This window comes from Arthrobacter sp. MP_M4, assembly GCF_035984855.1.
Lineage (GTDB): Bacteria > Actinomycetota > Actinomycetes > Actinomycetales > Micrococcaceae > Arthrobacter.
This window is the reverse complement of sequence record NZ_JAXCHX010000019.1, coordinates 11789-36534: the sequence shown is the minus strand read 5'-3', so window position 1 is coordinate 36534 and position 24746 is coordinate 11789. Positions and strand designations below refer to the sequence as shown.

Sequence of the window (24746 nt, the reverse complement as noted above, 5' to 3'; positions counted from 1 at the left end):
GATAACCCGGCCACAGACTCCCGGACGGCCGCTTGCCGGCGGAACGACCAACTGGCGCCAAGGGCAACGGCCCCAAACCCGACGGCCCCGAAGCCGGGCGGTCCTCAGGGCGTGCGGCGCCGCTGCGCGCTGAGCCGGCGTTGGCTGGCGAGCGCGGCCAGCAGCGGCGGAACCACCACGCCCTGGGCCGCCATCTGCTTCCGCACCTTCCGGCGGATGATGACAATGGCTGCTGCCCCGCAAGCCAGCAGCAGGAACTGCACACTCAACGCGATCCGGAACGGGTCAAGCCCATAGAGCTCGCCACGGGAGAATCCGGTCGCGTAGAGGACGTCGAGGACCAGGCCGATCAGGTAGATGGCGATGAGGGAGGCGATGAACCCTCCCACGTTGACGATGCCGGTGGCCGTGCCGATCCGGTGCGCCGGGTTGAACGTGCGGGCAAAATCAAAGCCGATCATGGAGCCGGGCCCGCCGACGGCCAGCACCACCACGAGCCCGGCCAGCAACCACAGCGGGGTCCGTCCGGGGATGAGCAGCACTGCCGCCCAGGCGGCCGCGGTGACGCCTGCTATCAGCAGCACCATGGTGGACCGGCGCAGCGGGTGCCGTGCCACGAATCTGCCCATCAACGGCCCCGCGGCGATGGCCGTCGCCACGTACAGCGTCATCAACGCCGAAACGGTGGGCGTGTCCAGGCCCTGCGCGGAGATCAGGAACGGATAACCCCATGTCATCGCAAACACGGTGCCGCTGAACTGGACAGTGAAGTGGCTCCAGAGCCCCAGCCGGGTGCCGGGCTGCCGCCAGGCCTGGGCGAGCGAGACGCCGGTGGCGCGCAGCCCCTGGGAGGGTTCCGCTGCGGGGTGCCCGGGCGGAAGGTCCTGAAGCAGGACCAGGACGAGCACGACGGCGAGGGCTGACATGGCTGCCAGCGTCAGGAACGCAGGGGTCCAGCCGGCGAGGTGCAAGATCATGGCAAACGGCACCACGCTGAAGAGCTGGCCAAGCTGGCCGGACATGCCGGTTAGCTGGGTCAGCAGCGGAACGCGCCGGGGGGCGAACCACAGGGGTATCAGCCGGATCACCGAAATGAAGGTCATCGCATCCCCGGCGCCCACCAGGACCCGGCCCAGCACACCGCCGGGGATGTTGTCAGCGAAAGCCATTTGGAGCTGTCCCAGCCCCATCAGCAGGGCGCCTCCTGCGATCATGGCCCGGGAACCGAAGCGGTCCACGAGGATGCCAACCGGTATTTGCAGAGCGGCGTAGACGAGCAGCTGCAGGACCGTGAAGAAGGAGATTTCGGCCGCACTGGCCTGGAACCGTTCCGTGGCCTCCAGACCCACCACGCCAAAGGACGTGCGCTGGCTGACCGCCACGAGGTACGCGAAGACCCCGACCGTCCACATCAGCCAGGCTCGGGGTGAAGTCACCCCTCCATTATGCCCAGTCCCAACTAAATAGTATTTATTCGCCGGGTTCTTTGCTGGCCAGATAGGCCTCGACGGCGGCCCCGAGGGTATCGGCGTTAGGCAGCTGGTCGTTCTCGTCGGCGAGCAGAGACCGGCGGACAGTGCCCTCGGCGCTTTCGTCGTAGCGGGTTTCCAGCCGCGAGACCACCTGCTGGACATCCTCCGAAGCGTCGATCTGCTCGGCAATCTGGCGCATGACGTCCCTGCCGGCTTCCCGGAGCCGGTCGGTGGGCAGCATCAGGGAGGTGGCTGCGCCCAGGTACTCAAGGCCGGCGACCGCGGCCGTGGGGTACTCGGCCTCGGCAAGGTAGTGCGGCACGTGCATGACATAGCCGGCGACGTTGCGCCCGGCCTCCGCGAGCCGAAGCTCAAGCACGTGGCCCACGGCGGCGGGCACCTCGACGGTCGGCTTCCACACGGAGATGCCCTCAATGAGGTCCGGGCGGTTGCCATGGACCGTCACGCCGACCGGACGGGTATGCGGAACGGGCATGGGGATGGAATGAATCCAGGTGACGAGGTTGACGTCGAGGTCCTCAACGATTCCCACGACGGCCCGCGCGAACCTCTCCCATTGCAGGTCCGGTTCGAATCCGGCAAGAAGCAGGAACGGGCTGCCCAACCCGTCGACCAGGCGGTACAGTGCCAGACGCGGCGCCTGGTAGTCCTGCAGGTGGTCCTCGACAAAGCTGATTTGCGGGCGGCGGGACCGGTAATCGATGAGCTGGTCGGCGTCGAATTCGGCCACCATCTCCGCATCCGCGGTGTCCAGCAGTTCGGCGGTGATCTGCCGGACCACGTGACCTGCATCGGCGAATCCGGTGAACCCCATGACGAGGTTCAGCCCGAGCAGGTCGGCGCCCTGGAACAGCGCGTCATCACGCTGGTAAAGCGATTCAGGGTCCAGCAGGGAGCCGGAAATCCGTTTAAGCACGGCATGTTCCTTTCGTCGTCGTCAGTGGGAGCAGCCGGACGGGGCCCGCAGGGCGGCGGCGCTGATATGGGGTACAACACGCGGGGGTTCGGCGGCATTCCTCATCGGGATGTGCTCCAGCTCTCACCTAATTGAACACCCGCGCCGGGGACGGACTACGATCGGAGCTGGCCGTACCACGGCCAGAAGACTCCTGGGCTCCGTCTGGAAAGACAGCGGCCCGGGTTCAATGGCAGGACGGAAAAACATGCAGTTCCTGCCCTCATACCTTAGAGAATTGAGGACTGTCCTCGTGGTCAAGAATACGGAAGTCAAACTTAGCGCAGTCGCAGGGGACCTGAAGAAGTACCCGAGCGACGCCCTTGTCATCGGCGTCGGCCAGGGTACGGACGGTCCCGTCCTGCTCAGCAACCCCCTGACTGCCAAAGCCGCCGAAGCCCTCGCGGAGTCACTGAGTGTTCTTGGCATCACCGGCGCAGCAGACCAGGCCCACCGCCTCCCGGGTCTCAGCGAGGCCGGAGCGAAGGTTCTGGTGCTTGCCGGCGTCGGCAAAGTAACCGCGGGGCAGCCACTCACCGAGGAGGCGCTGCGCCGCGCCGCAGGATCGGCAGTCCGCCAGCTGTCGGGCGTCGGCACTGTGGCACTGGCCCTCCCGACGTCGTCACTGGGCGACGTCGCCGCCGTCGCCGAGGGTGCGGCAATGGGCGCCTACTCCTTCACCGAATACCGCTCGTCCAGGGACGGCTTGAAAGATCCGGTAAACAACGTCCTGATCGTGACCGACTTTGCCGGCGACGCAGGGCTGAAGCCGGTCCTGAACCGCGCCGCCTTGATCGGCAAGGCCGTCAACGCGACCCGCTCACTGGTCAACCAGCCGCCGAGCCACCTGTACCCCGAGTCCTTCGCGGACGCGGCCAAGGAACTGTCCAAGGGCCTGCCGGTCAAGGTGACAGTGTGGGACGAGAAGCGCCTGGAGAAGGAAGGCTTCGGCGGGATCCTCGGCGTCGGCAAGGGCTCCACCCGGCAGCCGCGCCTGGTCAAGGTCGAATACTCCCCCGCCCGGGCAGCCGCCAAGGTCGCCCTCGTGGGCAAAGGCATCACCTTCGACACCGGCGGCATCTCACTCAAGCCGCACCTGGGCATGGGCGACATGAAATCCGATATGGCCGGCGCCGCCGTCGTGTTGAACACTGTCCTGGCGATTGCGGGCCTGGGCCTGCCGGTCAAGGCGACCGCCTGGCTCTGCATCGCGGAAAACATGCCCTCCGGTGCCGCCCAGCGGCCCGCCGACGTGCTCACCATATTCGGCGGCAAGACCGTTGAGGTCCTGAACACCGACGCCGAGGGCAGGCTGGTCATGGCCGACGGCATTGTGGCCGCCAGCCAGGAGTTCCCCGACGCCATCATCGACGTCGCCACCTTGACCGGGGCGCAGCTGATCGCCCTTGGCAACCGGACCGCCGGCGTCATGGGTTCCGAATCCGTCACTGGTGCGATCAAGGTTGCCGCTGACCGGGCCGGCGAGCTGGTCTGGCCGATGCCGCTGCCGGAGGAACTGCGTCCCAGCCTCGAGTCACAGGTCGCGGACATCGCCAATATCGGCGAACGCCACGGCGGCATGATGACCGCTGCCGTCTTCCTGCGCGAATTCGTCGGCAAGGACAAGGACGGCGAACAGATCCCCTGGGCGCACATCGACATTGCCGGGCCGTCCTTCAACAACGGCAGCCCGTACGGGTACAACCACAAGCAAGGAACCGGCTGCACGGTGCGGACCCTCGTGGCGTACGTCGAGGACATCCTGGCCAAAACGGCCTAGCAGCGCCACCGTCCAGGTGTCCGCGCACCCTGGTGGCCGGGGCCCCGCTGCCCCGGTCACCAGGGTGCGTGACACTGGACACAAGCTCTCCACAAACGCCACGGCAAGGTGGAGCATGTATTAGTGGTTCGCTAAGGTGAACAACGGTAGTTCCAAACGAAAGGGAACATTCCTGCCGGCATTACTTACGGCAGCGTTGGTTCCAAGACCAGATGATGCGTACTCTCGTGTCATCGTTCACGCGAGGGAGCGTTTTAGTGGCCGATCAGGCAACTGCGCAAGAATTCGACATCCTGGTACTCGGCGGCGGCAGCGGCGGCTATGCAACTGCCCTGCGGGCCGTTCAGCTTGGCCTCACCGTAGGCCTGGTTGAAAAGGGCAAGCTCGGCGGGACCTGCCTGCATAACGGCTGCATCCCCACGAAGGCCCTGCTGCACTCGGCCGAACTGGCCGACCATGCCCGCGATTCAGCCAAGTACGGCGTCAACGTCACGCTGGACAGCATCGACATCACTGCCGTCAATGCCTACAAAGACGGCATCATCGCAGGCAAGTACAAGGGCCTCCAGGGCCTGATCAAGAGCAAGAAGAGCATCACCGTCATTGAGGGTGAAGGCAAGCTCCAGGGCACCGACACCGTCGTTGTCAACGGCACCGCGTACAAGGGCAAGAACATTGTCCTCGCGACCGGCTCGTACTCCCGCTCGCTGCCTGGTCTGGAAATCGGCGGCAAGGTCATCACCTCGGATGAGGCCCTCACCATGGACTTCATCCCCAAGAGCGCGATCATTCTGGGCGGCGGCGTGATCGGCGTCGAGTTCGCTTCAGTCTGGAAGTCCTTCGGCGTCGACGTCACCATCATCGAGGGCCTGCCGTCGCTGGTCCCCAACGAGGACGCGACGATCGTCAAAGCCTTCGAGCGTGCCTTCAAGAAGCGTGGCATTAAGTTCTCCACCGGTACCTTCTTCCAGGGGGTCGAGCAGAACGCCGACGGCGTGAAGGTCACCCTCGTGGACGGCAAGACCTTCGAGGCAGACCTCATGCTCGTCGCCGTCGGCCGCGGCCCCGTCACGGCCAACCTCGGCTACGAGGACGCGGGCGTGACAATCGACCGCGGCTTCGTCATCACGAACGAGCGCCTGCACACCGGCGTCGGCAACGTCTACGCGGTGGGCGACATCGTTCCGGGCGTCCAACTGGCCCACCGCGGCTACCAGCAGGGCATCTTTGTCGCCGAGGAAATCGCCGGCCTCAAGCCGGTGGTCGTCGAGGACATCAACATCCCGAAGGTCACCTACTCCGAGCCGGAGATCGCAACCGTCGGCTACTCCGAAAAGGCTGCCAAGGCCAAGTTCGGTGACGACCAGGTCATCACCCAGGAATACAACCTCGCCGGCAACGGCAAGAGCTCCATCCTGGGCACGTCCGGCCTCGTCAAGCTCGTCCGGCAGAAGGACGGCCCCGTCGTCGGCGTCCACATGATCGGCTCCCGCATGGGCGAGCAGGTCGGCGAAGCCCAGCTGATCGTGAACTGGGAAGCCTACCCGGAGGATGTGGCCCAGCTGGTCCACGCCCACCCGACCCAGAACGAATCCCTGGGCGAGGCTCACCTGGCGCTGGCCGGCAAGGCCCTGCACGGCTGATAGTTCCGCCCGCACCACCGCAAGAACTTCGTGCGTAGTGCACCCGGCCGCAAAAGCCGGGTGCACTAAGCTCGACCAAGGCAGCATTCATCCGCATTAAAGATCAATAAGGAGAACGGGGACGACATGTCTGAATCCGTTAACTTGCCCGCCCTCGGTGAGAGTGTCACCGAAGGAACCGTCACCCGCTGGCTCAAGCAGGTAGGTGACCGGGTAGAGGTGGACGAGCCGCTGCTCGAGGTTTCCACCGACAAAGTAGACACCGAGATCCCCTCTCCGATCGCCGGCGTGATCGAGGAAATCCTCGTCGCCGAAGACGAGACCGCTGAAGTCGGCGCGCCGCTGGTGCGCATAGGCGACGGTTCCGGCACCGCCGGCTCAGGAGATGCCCCGGCCGCCGAGGCTCCCGCCGCTGAAGCACCCGCAGAGGAGGCGCCCGCCCCGGCGGCCGCCGAGTCCCCGTCCGCCGCCGAAGCACCGGCGCCCGAAGCTGAAGTACCCGCTGCCCAGGAATCTCCCGCCCCGGCGGGCGAGAGCCACGAGGTCACTCTCCCCGCACTGGGCGAAAGCGTCACCGAAGGCACGGTTACCCGGTGGCTTAAGAGCATCGGCGACAACGTCGAGGTCGACGAACCGCTGCTCGAAGTTTCCACGGACAAGGTCGACACCGAGATCCCGTCACCGGTCGCCGGCGTCCTGCAGGAAATCAAGGTCGCCGAAGACGAAACCGCGGAGGTGGGCTCCGTCCTCGCCGTCATCGGATCCGGCGCCGCGGCCCCTGCTGCGGCTCCAGCCCCGGAAGCTCCCAAGCAGGAAGCTCCCAAGGCAGCCGCCCCGGCCGAAGCCCCCAAGCAGGAAGCTCCCAAGGCAGCCGCCCCGGCCGAAGCCCCCAAGCAGGAGGCAGCCCCCGCCGCTTCTGCTGCGCCGGCCGCGTCGTCGGAGTCCGGCTACGTCACTCCGCTTGTCCGCAAGCTGGCCAACCAGCAGGGCGTTGACATCTCGTCCCTGACCGGCACCGGCGTGGGCGGCCGCATCCGCAAGCAGGACGTGCTGGCGGCAGCAGAAGCCAAGGCAGCACCGGCCCCCGCCGCAGCCGCCCCGGCTCCCGCTGCAGCCCCGGCGGCGCGTCCGTCCGCCGAGCTGTCCTCGCTGCGCGGCACCGTGCAGAAGGCGCCGCGGATCCGCCAGGTCATCGCCCGCCGCATGCGTGAGTCGCTGGACATCTCCACCCAGCTGACCCAGGTACACGAAGTTGACATGACCAAGGTCGCCAAGCTCCGCACCAAGGCCAAGAACTCCTTCCAGGCCCAGAACGGCTCCAAGCTGACCTTCCTGCCCTTCATCGCCAAGGCTGTCGCCGAGGCCCTGAAGCACCACCCCAAGGTCAACGCCTCCTACGACGAAGACAAGCAGGAGATCACCTACCACAACGCCGAACACCTGGCGATTGCGGTGGACACGGATAAGGGCCTGCTGGTTCCGGTCATTGCCGACGCCGGCAACCTGAACCTTGCCGGTCTGGCAGGCAAGATCGCCGACGTCGCGGACCGCACCCGCAACGGCAAGATCGGTCCGGACGAGCTCTCCGGCGGAACCTTCAGCATCACCAACATCGGTTCCGTGGGCGCGCTCTTTGACACCCCGATCATCAACCAGCCGCAGGTTGCCATCCTCGGCACCGGCGCGATCGTCAAGCGCGCCGTCGTGGTTTCCGATGAGAACGGCGATGACTCGCTGGCCATCCGCTCCATGATGTACCTCTCCCTGACCTACGACCACCGCTTGGTGGACGGCGCCGACGCGGGACGCTTCCTGCAGACGCTGAAGGCACGCCTTGAGGAAGGCGCCTTCGAAGCGGACCTGGGGCTCTAGCACAACGTCCGGCTCGCCGGAACCGGCGACGGCGGCACTAACATCGGTGGGCAACCACCGGGACCTGTGCCGCCGTCGCCGTTTTGCATGCGCGCCACCTGCAGTTCCGGCCCTGGCGGGTCCTACTACGGAGCGTAGAATCTTCTGGCTAGACTGATGCCATGAATATCGTCTATAACGTCATGGTCTTCCTGCACATCATCGGAGCCGCCATGATCGTGGGCATCTGGATCGTCCAGATGAAGAAACCCACCGTGCATCCCCGCCAGTTCGACGGCGCCGCCCTGCAGCTCATCACCGGCATTGCGATGATGGGACTCATTCCGGCCCTGAACATGGATGCCAACTACGCCAAACTGGGCGTTAAGTTCACCATCGCCCTCGTGGTGGCCGTGCTCGCCTTCATCGGCAGCCGCAAATACAAGAAGGACCAACCGGTCAGCAAGGGCCTCGCCCACGCCGTCGGCGGCCTTGCTTTGCTCAACGTGGCCATCGCCACCTTGTGGCAGTAGGCACCCGTTCACCATTGACGACGGCGGCGCACCCCTTTAGCGGGGTGCGCCGCCGTCGTCGTTCAAGCGGAGGCACAATCCACTGACAGCGGACACCGGTGCGGCCGGAGTGCTAAATCCCTAGGATGGGACACGGCACTATCCGGCGCTGCGCCGGTTCCGTGGCATGACAACAATCTTGAGGAGTGGACATGGCAGCAACACGCACCGCACACACTGTTTGGAACGGCGACCTGATGACGGGCGCCGGCAACACCACCCTGGACAGCTCCGGGCTGGGTAATTTCGATGTCACGTGGAAGGCGCGCGCCGAGGCCTCCGAGGGCAAGACCAGCCCCGAAGAACTTATCGCCGCCGCGCACTCGGCCTGCTTCTCCATGGCATTCAGCCTCGCCGTCGCCCAGGCCGGCCACACGCCCGAGGAAGTCAACACCAAGGCCGACGTCACGTTCGTGCCCGGCACCGGCATCACGGACAGCCACCTGACCGTCAGCGCCCGGATTTTGGACATCACGGAAGAGGAATTCCAGCGTATCGCTGAGGAAGCCAAGCTGGGTTGCCCGGTCTCGGCCGCCCTTACCGGCATCAAGATCACCCTGGATGCCACGCTGGCCTCCTAGTCCCTGACGCGCCAGAGCAAAGGCCCCCGTTCCCTGACCTGCAGGAAACGGGGGCCTTTGCTCTCGGCGCGCTGCGCAGGGCTAGGCGCCGGCCCGGCGGGCAGGCAGCGGAGCCGGCCGCAGGCGACGGTAGCCCTCCCGCAGCGGCGGCCGGTCGGTGGGCAGTTCCTCGATCATTTCCTTGAGGGCCCCGATGCCGAACTCGAGTTGCGGGTCGGTACCGGCGGCGTGGGCGTGCGGCGGGAAGGCCACTTCGATGTCGGGGGCGACGCCGAAGTTCTCGACGCCCCACCCCACACCTCCGGAGAACCAGGTGGCGTAGCGGGGCTGGGTGACACCGGTTCCGTCGGCCAGGGCAAACCGGTTGTCAATGCCGACGACGCCGCCCCACGTGCGGGTGCCAATGACCGGGCCAATCCCGCGCAGCTTGGAAACCTGGGTGATGATGTCACCGTCCGAGCCGGCGAATTCGTCGGTAAGGATTACAACCGGGCCGCGCGGCGCGTGATGGGGGTAGGTCCGCGGCTTCTCTCCGCGGGGCATGCTCCAGCCGGTGACCTTGCGTCCAATCAATTCCGCGACGAGCTGGGAGGTGTGGCCTCCCCGGTTCCGGCGGACGTCGACGAGCAGTCCGTCGAGCGCTGTTTCGGTATCGAGGTCGCGGTGCAGCTGGGCCCAGCCATTGGCCATCATGTCCGGAATGTGCAGATAGCCGAAGGTTCCCTGCGAGGCCTGCCGGACGGTGCGGCGGTTGCCGGCCACCCACTCCTGGTAACGCAGCCGCTCCTCGTCCCGGACCGGAACCACGGCGACGCGGCGCAGCTTGCCGGCCTGGCTTCCGTGCCCGGAGCCGTTGCGCAGCGTGAGCTCCACAGCGCGCCCCGCGGCCCCCACCAGCGCCATGGCGGGTGTGCGCGCTTCGGAGAGTTCGACGCCGTCGATCGCCAAAACCAGGTCGCCGGTCTTCGCGTCGGCGCCGGGGCGGGTCAGCGGCGACGTGGCGAGCGGATCGGAGGACTCCCCCGCGAGGATCCGGATAATTTCCCAGCCCTGGCCGGTGAGGGCAAGATCGGCGCCGAGTCGGCCCTGACCGTTGCTGCCATTCTCGGTGACAGCGGCCGGGCGGACGTAGGCGTGCGAGGTGCCCAACTCACCGTGGAGCTCCCACAGCAGGTCCACGAGGTCATCGTGTGAGCCGAGGCGGTCAACGATCGGACGGTACCGGGCGTGCACGGAATTCCAGTCCTGTCCGGCCATGTCTTCGGTCCAGAAGAAGTCACGCTGAAGCCGCCAGGCTTCATCGAAGGCCTGGCCCCAGACGCTGGGCGGATCAAGCTGCACCCGGATCCGGCCGAGATCAACCTTGACCAGCTGGCCGGATTCCTCGTCCGCCTTGGCGTTGGCGGGCGAGACGCGGACCTGCTTGTCCTGCAGGATAACGACCTTCCCGCCGTCGCCGGAGAGCCGGTAGCTGTCCAGCGCTTCCACGATGGTGGTGCTTTTCCGGCGGGCGAGGTCGAAGCGGACGAGGCTGGGCGCGGCGTTCTTGTCCTCAAGGCTGGCACGGCCGTCGCCGGTCACGCCGAAGAGTTCGCTGTCGAGCCAGAGCAGGGCACCGGCAGTGGCGGTGAGATCGGAGTAGTTTCCCTGCGGCACGGGCACGGTGATGACCCGGTGCGCCAGGCCATCGGCATCCACCCGGACTGCCGGCACCTGGTCCCTCACCGCGTCGTCGACGGACGTGCTCCCGGGGGATGTGCCGTCGGCTGCGGTCCCGTCGTCCTGCAGGTCAACGCCCGGTCCGAAGGGCGAGGGGGTGTCCGCGGCGAGGGCCACCAGGTAGGGCTTGATCGGGCTCGGGAAGGACAGGTCAAAGGAATGCCCGTCGTAGACGGGGTCGAAGCTGCGGTTGGAGAGGAAGGCGAGGTATTTGCCGTCGGGGGTGAAGGACGGCGATTCGTCGCGGAACCGGCCGTCGGTGACATCGATGATGGTGCGGGTTTCCGCCGTTGCCGCGCCGTCCGCTGCGACATCTACTGCGGTGATACGCAGCCGGCTGCGGGACCCGAACGAGGTGACCGGCTCGGACCAGCCCAGCCAGGCCGAGTCCGGGGACCAGCTGAAGCTTTCGATGCTGCCCTCGCCAATGCTGCTGACGAGGGACAACGTTCCGGTCCGGGTGTCGGCCAGGTAGATGTCGCCGAAAGCGGTGCCGACGGCGAGCCAGTTGCCGTCCGGGCTGGCCTCGAGGGCGCTGGCCCGGGTCGGTTTAGGGAAATCGACCCGCGTCGGCCGCCGGTCAGTGCCCTGCAGGGCCGGCGCAGCGCCGCCCGCCGGGCCGGCGGTATCGGCGGCGTCGGACGGGCTGCCCGCGGTGCCGGGCCCCGTTCCGGGACTGCCCGCCCTGGCGGCCGCTGCCGCGGATGCTGCGGGGACCGCAGTAACGGCTTCGGGCCGGGTAAGTGCGGCGGCGGAGACTGGACGGGGCAGTAGCGTGCCGGCGTCGGATTCCGCACCCGGCCGGGCAGCCGGCTGCGCCGGAGAGGCCAAGGGCGCGCCCGACCCGGCGGAGTCCGTCCGGTCAGGGTCCGCCCGGGCAGAGTCCAGGGGCGCGGCGATGGCCTTCAGGTACAGGGCCTCAACGCCGCCGTGGTCAGCCACGTAGGCGATCCGGCCGGCGCCGAAAGGGCGGGGCAGGCGGGCCCGGACGCCGGGGGTTGCTTCCACCACACGTGAGGGGCCGTCTTTGTGCTGCAGCCAGTGCAGGGTGCCGTGCGCCTCGACGGCGCTGGAGCCGCCGGCGTGGTCCGGAACTACTTCGCCCAAGTGGCGGGACGGTTTCAGCGGCGTGCCGCGGCGGGCCTGGGAGGCGGATCCCAGGGTGATGCCGAGTTTGACCGGCTCTGCACCGAGGTCTGCCAGCAGCCATAGCTCACCGGCGGATTCGAACACCACCCGCTGGCCGTCGGTGGCCGCGTGCCGGACATAGAAGTCCTCGTGATCTGTGTGGCGGCGCAGATCGGATCCGTCGGGAAGCACGGAGTAGAGGTTGCCGTAGCCCTCGTGGTCGGAGAGGAAAGCGATCCGGCCATCGACCCACATGGGGTCGGTCAGGTTGCCGTCCAGCCCGGCCGCGAGCCGCTCGAATTCGCCGTTTCCGTCCGCGTCGATCCACAGCTTCCCGGCGGTGCCACCCCGGTAGCGCTTCCACCAGGCCGGTTCCCGCGAAAGGACGCTGGCGAGGACCACGGGCCGTTCGTCGCCGACGACCGGCCCGAAGGCAACGGATTCCACCGGGCCCAGCGGAAGTTCGGTGGCCCAGCCGCCGGTGACCGGCAGGCTGTAAGCGTGCGTAAGACGACTGTCGGCCTGGCGGAAAGCGCTGGTGACCAGGACGGCGCCGTCGGGGGTGAACCCCTTGACCCTGGTGCTCGCGTGGCCGAAGAAGCTCAACTGGCGGTAACCACCGCCGTCGACCTCGGCCGTGACAACCTCCGGCGATGTTCCCTGGATGACCGTCCACACCAGCCGCTTGCCGTCCGGCGTGAAGCGGGGGTTGCGGGCTGGCAGCTGCAGCGAGGAAATCCGCCAGGCCCGGCCGCCGCCGAGGGGCGCAATCCAGACGTCGTCTTCGGCCACGAAAGTGACCAGGTCGCCGTGCAGATGCGGGAAACGGAAGTAGCTGGAAGAAGTCATCGTCTGATCATAGCCACGGCCGGCCGTCCCGCCGGGAGGTGTACCCGCTGCGCCGGGCATGGTGAGATGGACCATGCGAATCATCATTGCCGGGGCCTCAGGGCTGATCGGAACGGCCATTTCAAGCACTTTGCGCAGCGCCGGGCACGAGGTCGGCACGCTGGTCAGGCGTCCGCCAGCCGCACCGGACGAGTACCAATGGAACCCCGGGGAGGGCAGCATTGATGACACCGCACTCAAGGGAGCCGATGCCGTCGTGAACCTCTCCGGCGCCGGCATCGGCGACCGGCCGTGGACTGCCTCGCGCGTCACAGAACTCCGCAGCTCCCGGCTCGGGGCGACCCGGACGCTGACGGCGGCGATGGGGCGCCTGGATAGTCCCCCGGCAGTCTTCCTGAGCCAGTCCGGCTCAGGTTACTACGGCAGCGCCGGACCGGCCGTGCTCCGGGAAAACTCCCCTGCCGGCAGCGGTGTGCTTGCCGGAATCTGCGTCGACTGGGAGGCGGCCGCGCACGAGGCTCCCGCCGGGGTCCGTGTGGTCACTCCCCGCACGGGCGTTGTCCTCAGCCGATCCGGGGGCGCCCTGGGCAAGCTCCTGCCGCTGCTGCGCCTGGGCGTGGGCGGCCCCATGGGCAATGGCCGGCAGTACTGGCCGTGGGTCACCCTGCCGGATGTTGCGGGCGCTTATGCGTTCCTGCTGGACAGCCAGCTCGCCGGGCCGGTGAACCTTTGCGCTCCGGAGAGCGCGGACATGAACTCCTTGATCGCGCAACTGGCCGCCGCGCTGCACCGCCCCGCCGTGCTCCGCGTTCCCGCCCCGGTGCTTCGCCTGGTCATGGGCAAACTCGCCGAGGAGCTGCTGCTCGCCAGCCAGCGGATGGAACCGGCCGTCCTGAGTGAGGCCGGCTTCCAATGGCAGCACCCGTCGCTGGCCCAGGCAGCCGCCTGGGTCGCAGGCAGCGGACCGGACTCTTAGGGATCGCCTGCGGCCGTCAGCCGCCCGGCGCAGAGTTAGTCGTTGCGCCGACGGCGGGTTCGACGGTGTCTGCGGGTTCGACGGTGTCTGCGGGGCCGGCGGGAAGAATGTCCTGGATCCGCCAGCGGCCTTCCACCGAGGCCAGCACCAGCCGCAGCCGCTGTTCCGGGGTGGAAGAGGCCTCGGCCAGCACAGTTCCGGCGGCGTCGCGTTCCTGGTACGGGGGCGTACTCGCGGTGACTGCCACTACGGCCTGCTTCCCGTGGGCCTCTGGGGTAGCTGCCGGCTCCGCGGCCACCCGGGTCAGGACGGTATCGAAACCGGACAGCACACGACCGGATTCCTTCAACGCAGCGATGATGCGTCCGTCCGCTGCGGCCGCGGCCGACGCTGGCACGTTGACGTCCTCCAGCAGTTCGAAGTCCCCCGAGTCCAATGCCCGGGAACGGAGCCGGGCCAATCCGCGGACCGCTTCACCGGGGTCCGGCGACGCCAGCTGCGCCAGAACTTCGAGAGGCAGCCCGGCCGCAGTGGTGGCCGGCGCGCCGGCGTCCGGCGCCGATTTCTTCCCGGCTCCGGCATCCCCGGCGGGAACGGAGTCCGTGACTGGCAAACCTGGAACCGACCCCCGCGTCCAGGCACCGTAGACAGCCCACGCCGCCACGAGGGCCCCCAGAAGCGCGACAGTCACGGCTGCCGCCCGTAAGGCGCCGGCCGGCCGCGCTGAGTGGGCCGCGAAGACCGGGAGGGGGCGCCGGAGCGGCCGATGTGAGGACCGCCGTCCGGTCGCTCTCCCGCGGGCAGATGGCGCTGCGCCGGACAGCGCGTCTGCGGGTTCTGTGCGCTGCGGTTCACCAGCCCGACGCCGCGCGCTGAACCGGGGACCGCGGAGTCGCCGCGGCATGGCCCGCAACAGTTCGATCCGACGCTCCTGTCCGGTGGCCGGCAGTGCCCGCCGCGTCGGCAACTGCGGAATGACCGTGGGGTGGACCGAGACCGAGAGGTCCAGGGGCGCCGCCGGGGCGCTGTGATAAAAGGCTGCCGCCAACTCGGCGGCGAAGGGCCGGAGTCTGCGGTCCTCCTGGAGCCCGGACTCCAGTGCCGCGGTGAGAGCCGACGGAACGCCGGGAACCAGCAACGGCAGAGGCGGCCGCTGCGTTCCGGGCTCAGGAGGATGGCCAGTGAGGCAAAACCAGCCCACGGCAGCGAGCGAGTACAGGTCGCGCTCCGGCAGCAGCCCCGCACGGACGGCGTCCACCGGCGCCGGGTCGCTGAATCCCTCCGTTCCCGCGCCCGCTCCCGCCCCGGTCTCAGCCACCATGCGTGCCACGCCCACGTCGGCCAGCAGCGGTTTTCCCTGGGCGGTAAACAGGACATTGCCAGGTGAAACGTCGCCATGCGTGAAGCCTTGAGCATGCAGATACGCGAGGGCCTGGGCGATCGGCGTCAGGACAGTCACCGTCTCCCCCGGCCCCAGGGTTCCCCTGCTGGCGACGAGCTGCCCCAGCGACCCGCCCGCCGCGTAGTCCATGGTCAGCGCCAGGTTCCCACCGGTTCCTCCGGCAACCGGCACCACGCCGTAAGCCCGCACTAAATGCGCGTGGTCCAAGAGGGAGAGAACGCGCACCTCCCGCCGCGCAGAATCCTCAGCGCTGCCCCCCTCCGGGCCATCAGTGGCAGTGAAACACTTCAACGCGTACTCGCGGCCGGTGGAGCGCTCGGTGGCCAGCCACACCGCGGCGGTACCGCCTCGCCCCAGGCAGCGGCCGACGTCGTACCCGGGAACCACGGGAGCGCTGGAACGAGGGAAATCTTCCATAACCAAGGGATAGCGGATCCCGCCGTTTCCTGCAGAAGTTATCCACAGGTGAGAGCTTCACCACAAAATCAGCTGCCATGACACGCCGGGTCTAAGCTGGATGCCATGACTCTTGAGTTCTCCCAGCTGGGTCTGGCCCCGGAATTTGTCGACTACACGCGCGGCTGGGACCTCCAGCGCGAACTCCACGAGAAGGTCGTCGCCGGTACCGCTCCCAGCACAGTCCTGCTGCTCGAACACGCTGCCGTTTACACCGCGGGTAAACGCACCGAGGACCACGAGCGGCCCTTTGACGGAACACCGGTGGTTCCCGTCGACCGCGGCGGCAAACTCACCTGGCACGGCCCGGGCCAACTGATCGGCTATCCCGTCATCAAGCTCAGGAACAAAGCCGGCATCCGCGATTACGTGGAGCGGCTGGAAGCCGTGATCATCGCTGTCCTGGCGGACTACGGAATCGACGCTGTCCGGATCACCGGCCGGGCCGGCGTCTGGATCGACCAGGACGAGAAGGGCCCTGCGCGCAAAATCGCCGCCATCGGCATCCGCGTCCACGAGGGCGTCACCATGCACGGGTTCGCCATCAACTGCAACAACGATCTGGCGCCGTACGGGCAGATCATCGCCTGCGGCATTTCCGACGCCGGCGTCACCACGGTCTCGCAGGAGATCGGCCGGGACATCACCCCCGCCGACCTCGTTTCGCGGATCATCGAGGAACTGCGCAACAATGAAGAAGCGCTAGTTGCAACCCACGAAGGAGCTCTACTGTGACCCTGGCACCAGAAGGCCGGAAAATGCTGCGTATCGAGCAGCGCAACGCGGCCACCCCGGTGGAACGCAAACCGGATTGGATCAAGGCCAAGGTCCAGATGGGCCCCGAGTTTATCCAGCTCAAGAAACTCGTAAAGAAGGAGGGCCTCCACACGGTGTGTGAAGAGGCCGGCTGCCCCAACATCTTCGAGTGCTGGGAAGACAAGGAAGCCACCTTCCTGATCGGCGGTTCCGAGTGCACCCGCCGCTGCGATTTCTGCCAGATCGACACCGGCAAGCCTTCCCCTGTGGATGTTTTCGAACCCACCAAGGTGGCACGTTCCGTCCAGGCGATGCAGCTCCGCTACGCCACCGTCACCGGGGTGGCCCGCGATGACCTCGCCGACGAGGGTGTCTGGCTCTACGCCGAAACGGTCCGCAAAATCCACGAGCTCAACCCGGGCACCGGCGTCGAACTGCTGATTCCGGACTTCTCCGGCAAGCCCGAGCACATTGAAGCAATCTGTGACTCCAAGCCCGAGGTCTTTGCCCACAACGTCGAGACCGTTCCCCGGATTTTCAAGCGCATCCGTCCGGCGTTCCGCTACGAGCGGTCCCTGGATGTCCTTACGCAGGGCCGCAAGCTCGGCATGGTCACCAAGTCCAACCTGATCCTGGGCATGGGTGAGACCCGCGAGGAAATCTCCGAGGCCCTGCGCGATCTGCACGACGCCGGCTGCGACCTCATCACCATCACCCAGTACCTGCGCCCCTCCGAGCGGCACCTTCCGGTGGACCGCTGGGTCAAGCCGCAGGAGTTCGTTGACCTGCAGCAGGAAGCGGACGAGATCGGTTTCCTCGGCGTGATGAGCGGTCCGCTGGTCCGTTCCTCCTACCGCGCCGGCCGGCTCTGGGCCACCGCGATGCGCAAGAAGGGCTGGGAAATCCCGGCCCAGCTCGCCCACATCGAGTCCTCCGGCAGCACCCGCCAGGAAGCAAGCTCGCTGCTCGCGGCGCATTCCTGAATTAAGTCCTAGCGATTGCGGCACAGGGCCGGCACTGGAGGAATCCGGGTCCGGCCCTGAGCTGTGCATCACGTAGAATTAAGGCACTATGGCGAATTCCCCTAATTCCAGCACGTCCGCTCCTTCTGCCGATGAGCCGAAGCGCGGCCTCTTTTCGCGTAAGCCCAAGGCAGCCAAGGTTAAGAAGCCGAGCCGCCTGAAGCAGATCCGCGAGGTCTTCCAGATGACCCGCCAGCATGACCCGATGGTTCCGTGGCTCATGCTGCTGGCTTTCCTCGGCGTCGTGGCTGTCAGCTTCGGCATCGGATTCCTGCTGGACAACTGGATTACCGGCCTGATTATCGGCATCCCGTTGGGTGTCCTGGCGGCCACGTTCATCCTGTCCCGCCGCGCTGAGCGGGCTGCCTTCGCGCGGATCGAAAACCAGCCCGGCGCTTCCGGGGCTGCCCTGGGCACGCTCAAGCGCGGCTGGATTGTGGAAGAGCAGCCTGTGGCGGTGAACCCGCGTACCCAGGACGCCGTTTTCCGCGCCATCGGCCGTCCCGGCGTCGTCCTCGTGAGCGAGGGGCCCAGCAGCCGCGTCAAGCCGCTGCTCGACGCCGAACGCAAGCGCCTGGCCCGGATCCTGCCCAACGTCACCGTCCACGTCATTGAAAGCGGCCGCGGCGACGGCCAGGTTCCGATCAGCCAGGTCTCCAAGAAGATGACCAAAATGAAGAACGAACTGACCAAGCTTGAGGTCAGCACGGTATCGAAGCGGATCTCCTCGCTTGGCAGCCGCCTGCCCATCCCCAAGGGCATCGATCCTTACAAGGCCCGTCCGGACCGCAAGGCAGCCCGCGGACGCTAGGCCCCACGCCAGAGCAACAGGGACGCCCCGGTAACCGCCTTCCAGGCCGGCAGCCGGGGCGTTTCTCTTGCCCCCGGCCTCTTTGCGGCAGTACTTCCCTCTTGTCCCTGCGCCCCGCCTTTGGCCGGGAGAATCCGGAGCAACCATGAAACGTCCCTCAACCCCCGCCCTGATCCGCATCTTCCGGGTCCTGGCCATCGCCGAGGCCTGCAGCTGGGCTGCGCTCCTCGTCGGCATGTTCCTGAAATGGATCACCCGGACCACGGAGCTCGGCGTCGAAATCGCCGGACCGATTCACGGCGCGTTCTTCATCGGCTACGGCATCGCAGCACTGGGCCTGTGGCGTCTGCAGCGCTGGCCGTTCCGGGTGGCGTTGTTCGCCGGACTGTCCGCGGTGGTCCCGTTCGCCACGCTCGGATTCGAGCGATGGGCCGGCCGCCGCGGTTACCTTACCGCCCGGGAAACACTGGCTGCATCGACTGAGGCCCGCCAGGGGGCCGGCGTATAGCCTCTCGGTTTGGACCTGCCGTCCTTCAGGGGACGCAACGGAGCAGGGGACGCAACGGAGGCAAAAACCGGCCTGGGCCACTCGGTCTGACACGATTGGCCGCTGCGCCGACCCCTTTAGCGGCCATTTGTGCCGGGTGGCGGCGGCCCGATGGAGCGAGACTTTGTCAGGCAGCGCGCCCGAGCGCCGGGCTGGCTGCGGGCTGGAAACCGGCGCGCTACCTTCGGACCAGCAGAGTGTTCATCGCCTTGTCATGGAGTCCGCGGTGATCCGGGTCGAAGATGACGGCAGGTATCACCAGGCAGAGCAGCAGGCTGCGGACCAAAGCCGCCAGCGGGCCGGCAGGGCCGCCGCCTGGCCGTACCACGTGGATTCCCAGGATGCGGTGCCCAATGCTGTACCCCAGGGTGCCGACCAGGAGTGCCTGCTCGATAGCGAAAATGGCCAGTGTTGCCCAGGGGTCACCGCTGAAGGCGTAATTACTGATCAGCAGGGCAATGCCCCAGTCGATGCAGATGGCGGCGATGCGTCGGCCGGCGCGGGCTATGGATCCCGGCCCGGACTCAGGGAGGCCTAAACGCTCCCCCGGGTACTTCGAAATGCCGGATGTATCCGGCCCACTGAGCCAGGAGCCTATATCTCTGCGATCAACCACTCTCTAAGACTAGCTGTATCGCATCCCCGCCCGCGCTGTTCATAGTGTGGACAATAGGGCCCACACTCTGGGCACGGATAGGCCACGTTGTGGACAGCGACTACCGTTTACCTGTCAGGGCATTCTGTAACCTGCCGGAAACAAAGCGGACACGACAGGGAAATCCCGTGTCCTTAGGGTGGTAACAGTTGCTAGCGGCATAGCAGCGGGCAGACTTTTGTGGTTTCCCGCTGTCGGATTGCGCTGGACCACTCGGCCTGACGGCCAGATCTTTCACTTGCATAAGGAGCATAGATGTTCAAGACTGCGGACGAAGTCCTCAAGTTCATCAAGGACGAAGACGTAAAATTCGTCGATATTCGCTTCACCGACCTCCCTGGCGTTCAGCAGCACTTCAATGTGCCCGCCAAGAGCGTTGACGCGGACTTCTTCGTCAACGGCCAGCTCTTCGATGGCTCTTCGATCCGCGGTTTCCAGGGCATCGCCGAGTCGGACATGCAGCTTATCCCGGATGTCACGACGGCGTTCCTCGACACCTTCCGCATCGAGAAGACCCTCGCGTTGAACTTCTCGATCGTGAACCCGCGCACCGGCGATCCCTACCACCGTGATCCCCGCGGCGTAGCCGAAAAGGCCGAGGCCTACCTGGCCTCCACCGGCATCGCCGACACCGCGTTCTTCGCCCCGGAGGCCGAGTTCTTCGTTTTCGATAACGTCCAGTACCAGTCCTCCCCGCAGGGCAGCTTCTACAAGATCGATTCCGAGGAAGCACACTGGAACACCGGCCGCGAAGAAGAGGGCGGAAACCTCGGCTACAAGACTCCGGTCAAGGGCGGCTACTTCCCGGTCGCACCCACCGACAAGCAGGTCGACCTCCGCGACGCCATGTGCATCGCTTTGGACGAAGCCGGCCTGGAGGTCGAGCGCAGCCACCACGAGGTTGGTTCCGCCGGCCAGGCTGAGATCAACTACAAGTTCACCACGCTGACGCACGCCGCTGATGACCTGCAGAAGTTCAAGTACGTCATCAAGAACACTGCCGATGCCTGGGGCAAGTCCGTCACGTTCATGCCGAAGCCGGTCTTCGGCGACAACGGCTCGGGCATGCACTGCCACCAGTCGCTGTGGAATGGTGGAGATCCGCTGTTCTATGACGAAAAGGGCTACGCAGGCCTGTCCGACATGGCCCGCTGGTACATCGGCGGCCTGCTGAAGCACTCCTCGGCCGTGCTCGCCTTCACCAACCCGACGGTGAACTCCTACCGCCGCCTGGTCAAGGGCTTCGAAGCTCCGGTCAACATGGTTTACTCGCAGGGCAACCGCTCTGCCGGTATCCGGATCCCGATCACGGGCTCCAACCCGAAGGCCAAGCGCATCGAGTTCCGCGCTCCGGACCCGTCCTCCAACCCGTACCTGGCCTTCGCTGCCCAGCTGATGGCCGGTATTGACGGTATCCGCAACCGCATCGAACCGCCGGCTCCGATCGACAAGGACCTCTACGAGCTGCCCGCCGAGGAAGCCAAGGACATTCCCAAGGCGCCCGGCACCCTCGAAGAGGCCCTCGACGCCCTGGCCGAGGACAACGAGTTCCTTCAGGCCGGCGGGGTCTTCACCCAGGACCTGATCGACACCTGGATCGAGTACAAGTACGAGAACGAGATCCGTCCGCTCTCGCTGCGCCCGAATCCGTACGAGTTCGAGCTGTACTACGGCGTCTAGGCTTTAGCGGCTCTCTGCCCCCAGGATTGCCCGGCGGCGGCCCCCACCTCTTGGTGGGGGCCGCCGGTCTTTAGCCCATCGCCTGTCGGGCTGCCGCCACCTTTCCGCGCATCAGCGCTTCCCGTACTTCCGGTGGACAGCCTGCTTGCTCACGCCAAGACAGGTGGCGATGGCCTCCCACGACAGACCCGCCTGGCGTGCCCGCAGCACCGCCTCCGTCTCTGTGCGGGCCACTTCCTTGCGCAGCCCGGCCACCGCGTACAGCGCCTCCGCAGGTCCCTTACCGTCCATCGAGCCAATGAGTGTTTTCATTCCGACCTCCCACCGTCAACCCTAGTTGACGAAGTCGGGGCCGTCAATAATAGTTGACGGGCTCAGGTGATGTCGTGCCGGTCCCTGTTCGCCCGTCGACGAGGCCGTCCGGGTCAACTCCCTGGCGGCCCGCGCCAAACCCCCGGTAGAACGTCCGTTGCGGGCCGGCGTCGCCACCCAGATACCGGCCGCGGTCCTCAAACCCGGCCTTGCGGTAGGCCGCCCGGCCAGCAGGGTTCTCTTCGTTGACGGAGAGCACGACGCCGGTCTGCCCGCCGCCCATGGCCGCCGTCAGCTTCGCGGCCGCGAGGGCACTGGCCAGCGCTGCCTGGGTGCCAAGTCCCCGGCCCTGGGACCGGCGGTCGATCAGGAAACCGCGCAGCAGCCATGCCGAGTCGTCATCGGCCCAGCCGGCCAGGCTCGCGGCCCCGCTCTGCAGCGTCAGGACACCGACGGCGGATCCGTTGGCGTCGATGGCAAAGGGGTGCCGGGAGTCTTCTTCCAGCCCAGTAAGCACCATCCGCAGCGGGTCGCCGACGAACCGCCGCTGGTCCTTGGTGAGTTCGAGCCCGGCGATTTCGCCCAGCTTAATAGCACGGGCGTCGTCGTCGAGGTCATTCAGCGGCAGCAGCCACACATGTTCGCGCATGACAAAAGCCTACCCACCCGGCGGTCCTTGGACACCCCGGCCGGACAGCTCGGGTTAGAGCGCCGCGTCCTTGGGCGGCCCGGCCGGATCCATCCAGAAGACCTCCCACAGGTGGCCGTCGGGGTCCTGAAAGCTGTGGGTGTACATGAAGCCGTAATCCTGTGCTTCCTGGGACGGCAACCCGCCGGCGGTCAGCGCGGTCCGGATGAGCTCGTCGACGGCCTCGCGGCTGTCCAGGGAAAAGGACATGATGACCTCGGCAGCCCCGGAGGCATCCGCCACAGTCTTCGACGTGAAGGTCTTGAAGTACGCCTCGACCAGCAGCATCACGTACGCACCGTCGTTGACGATCATGCAGGTGGCATTCTCATCGGTGAAGTCGGGATTGAACGAGAAACCCAACGCGGTGAAAAACTTCACTGTCGTGTCGAGGTCCCGGACCGGGAGGTTGACAAAAAGTTCTCTGGCCATGCGGACAAAGTAGCACCGCGCCGCCGGAGTGTCAGCCCCCGGCGGCGCGCGGGTGAAACTACAGCACTTTGGAGAGGAAGTCCCGGGTCCGCTGCTGCTGCGGATTACCGAACAGCTCCTCTGGAGCGCCCTGCTCGCAGATGACGCCGTCTGCCATGAACAGCACCCGGTCGGCCACTTCGCGGGCGAAGCCCATTTCATGGGTGACCAGTACCATCGTCATGCCCTCGCCGGCGAGATCCTTGATCACCTGCAGCACTTCGCCCACCATTTCCGGGTCCAGTGCGGAGGTGGCCTCATCAAAGAGCATGATGTCCGGGTTCATCGCCAGTGCACGGGCGATCGCGACGCGCTGCTTCTGGCCGCCGGAGAGGGACGCGGGGCGGGCGTTGGCCTTCTCGGCAAGTCCGACGCGGTCCAGCAGCTTGAGGGCGCTGGCCTTCGCTTCGTCCTTGCCCTGCTTCTTCGACTCAACCGGCGCCAGCATGATGTTTTCGAGCACAGACATGTGCGGGAACAGGTTGAAGTGCTGGAAGACCATCCCGATGTGCCGGCGGACCTCATTGATGTCGACCTTGGGGTCGGTGACGTCGAACCCGTCCACGGTGACGTGGCCGGCGGTGATGTCATCCAGCTTGTTCAGGCAGCGCAGGAACGTGGACTTTCCGGACCCCGAGGGTCCGATCACACAAACCACCTCACCCTCGGCCACATCGGCGTTGATGCCCTTGAGAACTTCATTGGAGCCAAAGGACTTCTTCAGCTCCCGGACGGAGATTTTGCTGGGTGCAGTGACTGCCGTGGTCATTTGTTGAACCTCTTATCCGCAACGTTGGCCAGCTTGGTCAGGAGCATGATCACCACAAAGTACAGGACCGCAACGATCAGCAGGGTTTCGGTGATCCGGAAGTTACCGGCGTAGATTTGCTGGCCCTGGTAGAGCAGTTCGGCGAAGCCGATGGCGAGCAGCAGCGAGCTGTCTTTAAGCATGATGATCAGCTGGTTGATCAGGGAGGGGGTCATGATCTTGAAGGCCTGCGGGACCACGACTTTTTGCATGGATTTGGCGTAGCCCAGGCCGAGGCTGCGGCTGGCTTCGAGCTGTCCCGGGTCCACGGACTGGATTGAGCCCCGGACGATTTCGGTGATGTAGGCGCCGGCGTTGAGGCTGAGCGTCAGCACTCCGGCCACCCAGATGTCGATCGGCTGGCCGGTCAGCTGCGGGATGCCGAAGTAGAAGAAGAAAGCCCAGACCAGCAGCGGCGTGCCGCGGAAGATGCTGACGAAGGTGGTGGCGATGCCACGCAGCACAACGCTGGTGGATATCTTCAGGAAGCCCATGAACAGGCCGATCAGCATGGCCAGGACGAAGGAGATCGCGGTGACCAGGACGGTGTTGCCGAGGCCCTTCATCAAGGCCGGGAAGCTGCTGGTCAACAGGTCCCAGAAGCTGGACTGGGCCGCCTGCTCGGGGTCCTTGAGGTACTTGTCCAGAATCGCCTGGTACGTCCCGCTGGACTTCAGCTCGGCCAGTCCGGTGTTGAACGCCTGCAGCAGTTCCGGATTCTGGCCCTTGTTGACGGCGAATCCGTACGAGCCGCCCTTTTCCTTTTCGGAGACGGCTTTGAGGCCGTTGTTCTGGCTGATCCCATAGGCCAGGACCGGGTAGTCGTCAAAGACGGCGACGGCGTTCCCGGACTTCACGAGCTCGTACATGGTGGCGGACTGGTCCAGGGACTTGACCGTGAAGCCGTACGTTCCGGCGATCGATTTGGCGAATGTTTCGCCCTCGCTGCCGGTCTTGGCGGTGACGGTCTTTCCCTGGAGGTCCGCATAGCCTTTGATGTCCGTATTGGACTTGGCGACGGCCATCTGGACGCCCGACTCAAAGTAGGGTTCCGAGAAGTCATAGATCTGCTTGCGGGGCTCGGTGATGGACATGCCCGCGATGACGCCGTCCACCTGGTTGGAGGACAGCGCCTGCAGGGCCGCGTTGAAGCCCAGCGACTTGATCTCCACGGCGAAGCCCTGGCCCTTCGCGATCTCACGGATGATGTCCATGTCGATGCCGGTCAGTTCACCGCCCGCGTCACGGAACTCGAAGGGAGCGAACGTGGTGTCCGTGCCGATGACGAACGTTTTGCCGGAAAGGCTCGACGGCGCGGCGGCCTGGTGCGCTGCACCCGCGGCTGTGGCGGCAGGCGGCTCAGCCGGGGACGCGGCCGCGCCGGCGGCTCCGAAGAGCATTGCGGCGAAAGCCAGCAACGCTCCGATGATTGCGGCTTTCCGCGGCCTGGCGGTCCCGGCCTGCTGGAATCTGGGCAAGATTTACAACCCCTAGAGAAGTGCGGCACCGGTCACAGGACCGGCAAAGTACCCCTAGAGGCTACCCGCATTTACCAGCGCCCCTTGCCAGCGCCCTCCGCCGGCGGGCTCCC

The 24746-nt window shown here is 66.3% G+C and carries 21 protein-coding genes; 11 read left to right on the top strand and 10 right to left on the bottom strand.

The window, feature by feature from the left end; translation table 11 throughout:
• Nucleotides 1-104: 104 nt before the first annotated feature.
• Both RCH15_RS13635 and RCH15_RS13630 read right to left on the bottom strand, forming a co-directional pair.
• Nucleotides 105-1436 carry an MFS transporter gene (locus RCH15_RS13635; RefSeq protein WP_326961206.1) on the bottom strand — a complete coding sequence of 444 codons (1332 nt, stop codon included), beginning with the start codon at nucleotides 1434-1436 and terminating at the stop codon, nucleotides 105-107.
• Between the two features lie 34 nt (nucleotides 1437-1470).
• Nucleotides 1471-2409 (bottom strand): proteasome assembly chaperone family protein, encoded by a 939-nt coding sequence (locus RCH15_RS13630; RefSeq protein ID WP_326961205.1) that lies wholly within the window; start codon nucleotides 2407-2409, stop codon nucleotides 1471-1473.
• 292 nt (nucleotides 2410-2701) lie between these two features.
• Between RCH15_RS13630 and RCH15_RS13625 the strand changes: the two genes are divergently transcribed.
• The 5 genes from RCH15_RS13625 (at nucleotide 2702) to RCH15_RS13605 (ending at nucleotide 8875) form a co-directional block, all read left to right on the top strand.
• Complete coding sequence (locus tag RCH15_RS13625) at nucleotides 2702-4228, top strand: leucyl aminopeptidase (protein WP_326961204.1); 1527 nt, start codon at nucleotides 2702-2704, stop codon at nucleotides 4226-4228.
• A 257-nt stretch (nucleotides 4229-4485) separates the two neighbouring features.
• The gene (lpdA, locus tag RCH15_RS13620) at nucleotides 4486-5871 is read left to right on the top strand and encodes a dihydrolipoyl dehydrogenase (protein ID WP_326961203.1); all 1386 of its coding nucleotides are present in this window, start codon (nucleotides 4486-4488) and stop codon (nucleotides 5869-5871) included.
• Between the two features lie 126 nt (nucleotides 5872-5997).
• A complete protein-coding gene (gene sucB, locus RCH15_RS13615; RefSeq protein WP_326961202.1) occupies nucleotides 5998-7743 on the top strand; it encodes a 2-oxoglutarate dehydrogenase, E2 component, dihydrolipoamide succinyltransferase in 1746 nt (581 codons plus the stop codon).
• Between the two features lie 161 nt (nucleotides 7744-7904).
• Entirely contained in the window at nucleotides 7905-8255 is a 351-nt protein-coding gene (locus tag RCH15_RS13610) for a hypothetical protein (protein ID WP_326961201.1), read from the top strand.
• Nucleotides 8256-8446: 191 nt separating this feature from the next.
• Nucleotides 8447-8875 (top strand): OsmC family peroxiredoxin, encoded by a 429-nt coding sequence (locus tag RCH15_RS13605; protein WP_326961200.1) that lies wholly within the window; start codon nucleotides 8447-8449, stop codon nucleotides 8873-8875.
• Between the two features lie 81 nt (nucleotides 8876-8956).
• On the opposite strand, the gene RCH15_RS13600 is transcribed toward RCH15_RS13605, so the two are convergent.
• Nucleotides 8957-12571, bottom strand: a complete 3615-nt coding sequence (locus tag RCH15_RS13600) for a S41 family peptidase (protein ID WP_326961199.1) — start codon at nucleotides 12569-12571, stop codon at nucleotides 8957-8959.
• A gap of 73 nt (nucleotides 12572-12644) precedes the next feature.
• On the opposite strand from RCH15_RS13600, the gene RCH15_RS13595 reads away from it, so the two are divergent.
• A complete protein-coding gene (locus RCH15_RS13595) occupies nucleotides 12645-13547 on the top strand; it encodes a TIGR01777 family oxidoreductase (protein ID WP_326961198.1) in 903 nt (300 codons plus the stop codon).
• 16 nt (nucleotides 13548-13563) lie between these two features.
• Here the strand turns inward: RCH15_RS13595 and RCH15_RS13590 are convergent, their stop codons facing one another.
• On the bottom strand, nucleotides 13564-15366 hold the full coding sequence (locus RCH15_RS13590; RefSeq protein WP_326961197.1) for a serine/threonine-protein kinase: 1803 nt from the start codon (nucleotides 15364-15366) through the stop codon (nucleotides 13564-13566).
• A gap of 105 nt (nucleotides 15367-15471) precedes the next feature.
• Between RCH15_RS13590 and lipB the strand changes: the two genes are divergently transcribed.
• The 4 genes from lipB to RCH15_RS13570 all read left to right on the top strand — a co-directional run bounded on the left by lipB (nucleotide 15472) and on the right by RCH15_RS13570 (nucleotide 18502).
• Nucleotides 15472-16140: a lipoyl(octanoyl) transferase LipB gene (gene lipB, locus RCH15_RS13585; protein ID WP_326961196.1), complete on the top strand. Its 669-nt coding sequence runs from the start codon at nucleotides 15472-15474 to the stop codon at nucleotides 16138-16140.
• Nucleotides 16137-17144 (top strand): lipoyl synthase, encoded by a 1008-nt coding sequence (lipA, locus tag RCH15_RS13580; protein ID WP_326961195.1) that lies wholly within the window; start codon nucleotides 16137-16139, stop codon nucleotides 17142-17144. The genes lipB and lipA overlap by 4 nt, the downstream gene beginning before the upstream one ends.
• A gap of 88 nt (nucleotides 17145-17232) precedes the next feature.
• The gene (locus RCH15_RS13575) at nucleotides 17233-17994 is read left to right on the top strand and encodes a DUF4191 domain-containing protein (protein WP_326961194.1); all 762 of its coding nucleotides are present in this window, start codon (nucleotides 17233-17235) and stop codon (nucleotides 17992-17994) included.
• A 145-nt stretch (nucleotides 17995-18139) separates the two neighbouring features.
• A complete protein-coding gene (locus RCH15_RS13570) occupies nucleotides 18140-18502 on the top strand; it encodes a DUF3817 domain-containing protein (RefSeq protein ID WP_326961193.1) in 363 nt (120 codons plus the stop codon).
• A gap of 217 nt (nucleotides 18503-18719) precedes the next feature.
• On the opposite strand, the gene RCH15_RS13565 is transcribed toward RCH15_RS13570, so the two are convergent.
• Complete coding sequence (locus tag RCH15_RS13565) at nucleotides 18720-19157, bottom strand: RDD family protein (RefSeq protein WP_326961192.1); 438 nt, start codon at nucleotides 19155-19157, stop codon at nucleotides 18720-18722.
• Between the two features lie 294 nt (nucleotides 19158-19451).
• On the opposite strand from RCH15_RS13565, the gene glnA reads away from it, so the two are divergent.
• Nucleotides 19452-20876, top strand: coding sequence for a type I glutamate--ammonia ligase (glnA, locus tag RCH15_RS13560; protein WP_326961191.1), 1425 nt, complete (start codon nucleotides 19452-19454; stop codon nucleotides 20874-20876).
• Between the two features lie 111 nt (nucleotides 20877-20987).
• Here glnA and RCH15_RS13555 read toward each other — a convergent pair whose 3' ends face one another.
• From RCH15_RS13555 to RCH15_RS13535, 5 genes are read right to left on the bottom strand one after another with little or no spacing between them, the layout of a single operon-like run.
• Entirely contained in the window at nucleotides 20988-21188 is a 201-nt protein-coding gene (locus tag RCH15_RS13555; protein WP_326961190.1) for an AsnC family protein, read from the bottom strand.
• Nucleotides 21189-21231: 43 nt separating this feature from the next.
• Entirely contained in the window at nucleotides 21232-21837 is a 606-nt protein-coding gene (locus tag RCH15_RS13550; protein WP_326961189.1) for a GNAT family N-acetyltransferase, read from the bottom strand.
• Between the two features lie 54 nt (nucleotides 21838-21891).
• Nucleotides 21892-22308, bottom strand: a complete 417-nt coding sequence (locus tag RCH15_RS13545) for a VOC family protein (RefSeq protein WP_326961188.1) — start codon at nucleotides 22306-22308, stop codon at nucleotides 21892-21894.
• A 58-nt stretch (nucleotides 22309-22366) separates the two neighbouring features.
• Entirely contained in the window at nucleotides 22367-23116 is a 750-nt protein-coding gene (locus tag RCH15_RS13540; RefSeq protein ID WP_326961187.1) for an amino acid ABC transporter ATP-binding protein, read from the bottom strand.
• Nucleotides 23113-24555 (bottom strand): amino acid ABC transporter substrate-binding protein/permease, encoded by a 1443-nt coding sequence (locus RCH15_RS13535; RefSeq protein WP_326961239.1) that lies wholly within the window; start codon nucleotides 24553-24555, stop codon nucleotides 23113-23115. Before RCH15_RS13535 ends, RCH15_RS13540 begins: the two co-directional genes overlap by 4 nt.
• Nucleotides 24556-24746: the final 191 nt, after the last annotated feature.

Excerpts from the sequence above, each read along its gene's own strand:
- RCH15_RS13555 (WP_326961190.1), bottom strand. The coding sequence starts at position 21,188 with ATGAAAACACTCATTGGCTCGATGGACGGTAAGGGACCTGCGGAGGCG.
- RCH15_RS13575 (WP_326961194.1), top strand. The coding sequence starts at position 17,233 with ATGGCGAATTCCCCTAATTCCAGCACGTCCGCTCCTTCTGCCGATGAG.
- RCH15_RS13595 (WP_326961198.1), top strand. The coding sequence starts at position 12,645 with ATGCGAATCATCATTGCCGGGGCCTCAGGGCTGATCGGAACGGCCATT.
- RCH15_RS13605 (WP_326961200.1), top strand. The coding sequence starts at position 8,447 with ATGGCAGCAACACGCACCGCACACACTGTTTGGAACGGCGACCTGATG.
- RCH15_RS13540 (WP_326961187.1), bottom strand. The coding sequence starts at position 23,116 with ATGACCACGGCAGTCACTGCACCCAGCAAAATCTCCGTCCGGGAGCTG.
- sucB (WP_326961202.1), top strand. The coding sequence starts at position 5,998 with ATGTCTGAATCCGTTAACTTGCCCGCCCTCGGTGAGAGTGTCACCGAA.
- lipB (WP_326961196.1), top strand. The coding sequence starts at position 15,472 with ATGACTCTTGAGTTCTCCCAGCTGGGTCTGGCCCCGGAATTTGTCGAC.
- RCH15_RS13590 (WP_326961197.1), bottom strand. The coding sequence starts at position 15,366 with ATGGAAGATTTCCCTCGTTCCAGCGCTCCCGTGGTTCCCGGGTACGAC.
- RCH15_RS13550 (WP_326961189.1), bottom strand. The coding sequence starts at position 21,837 with ATGCGCGAACATGTGTGGCTGCTGCCGCTGAATGACCTCGACGACGAC.
- RCH15_RS13610 (WP_326961201.1), top strand. The coding sequence starts at position 7,905 with ATGAATATCGTCTATAACGTCATGGTCTTCCTGCACATCATCGGAGCC.
- RCH15_RS13535 (WP_326961239.1), bottom strand. The coding sequence starts at position 24,555 with ATGCTCTTCGGAGCCGCCGGCGCGGCCGCGTCCCCGGCTGAGCCGCCT.
- RCH15_RS13570 (WP_326961193.1), top strand. The coding sequence starts at position 18,140 with ATGAAACGTCCCTCAACCCCCGCCCTGATCCGCATCTTCCGGGTCCTG.
- glnA (WP_326961191.1), top strand. The coding sequence starts at position 19,452 with ATGTTCAAGACTGCGGACGAAGTCCTCAAGTTCATCAAGGACGAAGAC.
- RCH15_RS13545 (WP_326961188.1), bottom strand. The coding sequence starts at position 22,308 with ATGGCCAGAGAACTTTTTGTCAACCTCCCGGTCCGGGACCTCGACACG.
- RCH15_RS13600 (WP_326961199.1), bottom strand. The coding sequence starts at position 12,571 with ATGACTTCTTCCAGCTACTTCCGTTTCCCGCATCTGCACGGCGACCTG.